We start from the raw sequence: 1,614 nt of genomic DNA, 5'->3' as shown, positions 1-1,614 counted from the left end.
TGGAATTGCAATAGTCTACTAGAGATTTTTTGTTGTCATATTATTATTTTTATTGAGAAGCATTACTTTAGATTTTTTTCTTTTTTAAGCTGCGATTTTAGGGTTTATTGAGCTGTTTGCAAACTCTAATGGCGATAAGTACCCCAAAAAAGAGTGTCTTCTTTTTCTATTATACCATACCTCTATATATTCAAAAATGGCTAAACTGGCCTTCGATCTTGTTTTATATATCTGCTGGTATATCATTTCTGTTTTTATAGTTTTAAAGAAACTCTCTGCAACTGCGTTATCCCAACAGTTTCCCTTTCTGCTCATGCTCTGCTTTATCCGCAAGCATTCTAATTGTTTTCTGAACTCGGAACACGCATATTGTATGCCTCTGTCTGAGTGAAAAATTAACTGTTGGGTAATAGGCCTATTCTTTATAGCCATTTCTAATGCCTTTATTGTGGTGTTCTTAGCTTCCATATTTTTACTTAATGACCAGCCTACAACTTTTCTATCCGCCAGATCTATAACTGTTGTCAGATATAGCCAACCTTCCCCAGTTTGTATATAGGTCAGGTCTGAAACCCATTTCTCTCCAGTATTGGCGGCATAAAAATCTCTGTTAAGGAGATTTTCTGCTAAAGGGTAAGTGTGCTGCGAATCTGTTGTCTGTACCCATTTCTTACGGATAGTACTCTTTATACCTAATCTACGCATCAGCCTGGCCACCCTGGGACGTGAGATAAAGATCCCTCTGGAACATAGTTCGGCAGTAATACGCGGACTCCCGTAACACCCTTTACTCTCTGCGTAAATCTTGCTTATCTCTATCATAAGATGATTATCATCGATAAGCCGCTTACCCTGAGACGTTCCAGCTGGGCTTCTTTAAGCTCCTTTTGAAGTTTCCGGATCAATTGCTGGTCCTCGCTAAGGCTTGTAGTATCAGCTTTTGCAATTCCTTCGCGCTCTTTCCATTTACTTAAAAGGTTCGAACTTATACCCAATTCTATTGCAACATCCTTTATCGAACCGCGGGCATGGGCCAGATCCAAAGCCATTCTTTTAAAAGGCTCATCAAATATTCGTTTGCTCATATATTCAAATTTAAAGTTTAATGTTTAAATCTGACAAGTAAATCCCTCTAGTCAAATGTAGCAACTCCAAGCCCAGTGTCGTCAGTCTGAGCCAGCTTGTACTGAGCTTAGCCGAAGTAAAGACCTTTACTGGTCGAAAACAGAAAACATTTGTCCTTCGACAGGCTATCAATGACAGATCTCTTTAGGAAGGTCGTCATTCCCGCGCATGCGGGAATCTTAAAGCGACCGGAAAACCCTACCAAGGCATTGGAGTTGCTACATTTGACTAGAGGGATTTACTTGTCAGATTTAAACATTAAACTTTAAATTTGAATATATGAGCAAACGAATATTTGATGAGCCTTTTAAAAGAATGGCTTTGGATCTGGCCCATGCCCGCGGTTCGATAAAGGATGTTGCAATAGAATTGGGTATAAGTTCGAACCTTTTAAGTAAATGGAAAGAGCGCGAAGGAATTGCAAAAGCTGATACTACAAGCCTTAGCGAGGACCAGCAATTGATCCGGAAACTTCAAAAGGAGCTTAAA

General features: G+C 39.4%; 3 protein-coding genes. 1 reads left to right on the top strand and 2 read right to left on the bottom strand.

The genetic code is table 11. The features are described 5' to 3' along the window. Positions 1-84 precede the first annotated feature (84 nt). Both EZ456_RS24960 and EZ456_RS24955 read right to left on the bottom strand, forming a co-directional pair. A complete protein-coding gene (locus EZ456_RS24960) occupies positions 85-822 on the bottom strand; it encodes an IS3 family transposase (RefSeq protein WP_131534933.1) in 738 nt (245 codons plus the stop codon). Then, positions 819-1,085, bottom strand: a complete 267-nt coding sequence (locus tag EZ456_RS24955; RefSeq protein WP_131534931.1) for a transposase — start codon at positions 1,083-1,085, stop codon at positions 819-821. Before EZ456_RS24955 ends, EZ456_RS24960 begins: the two co-directional genes overlap by 4 nt. 319 nt (positions 1,086-1,404) lie before the next feature. Here EZ456_RS24955 and EZ456_RS24950 point away from each other — a divergent pair. Continuing rightward, a partial coding sequence (locus tag EZ456_RS24950) for a transposase (RefSeq protein ID WP_131534928.1) occupies positions 1,405-1,614 on the top strand: 210 nt, incomplete at its 3' end.

This window comes from Pedobacter psychrodurus (genome assembly GCF_004331735.1).
In the GTDB taxonomy this organism is placed as follows: Bacteria; Bacteroidota; Bacteroidia; order Sphingobacteriales; family Sphingobacteriaceae; genus Pedobacter; species Pedobacter psychrodurus.
Note: the sequence above shows the minus strand (reverse complement) of the source record. Positions and strands in the feature narration are given on the sequence as shown.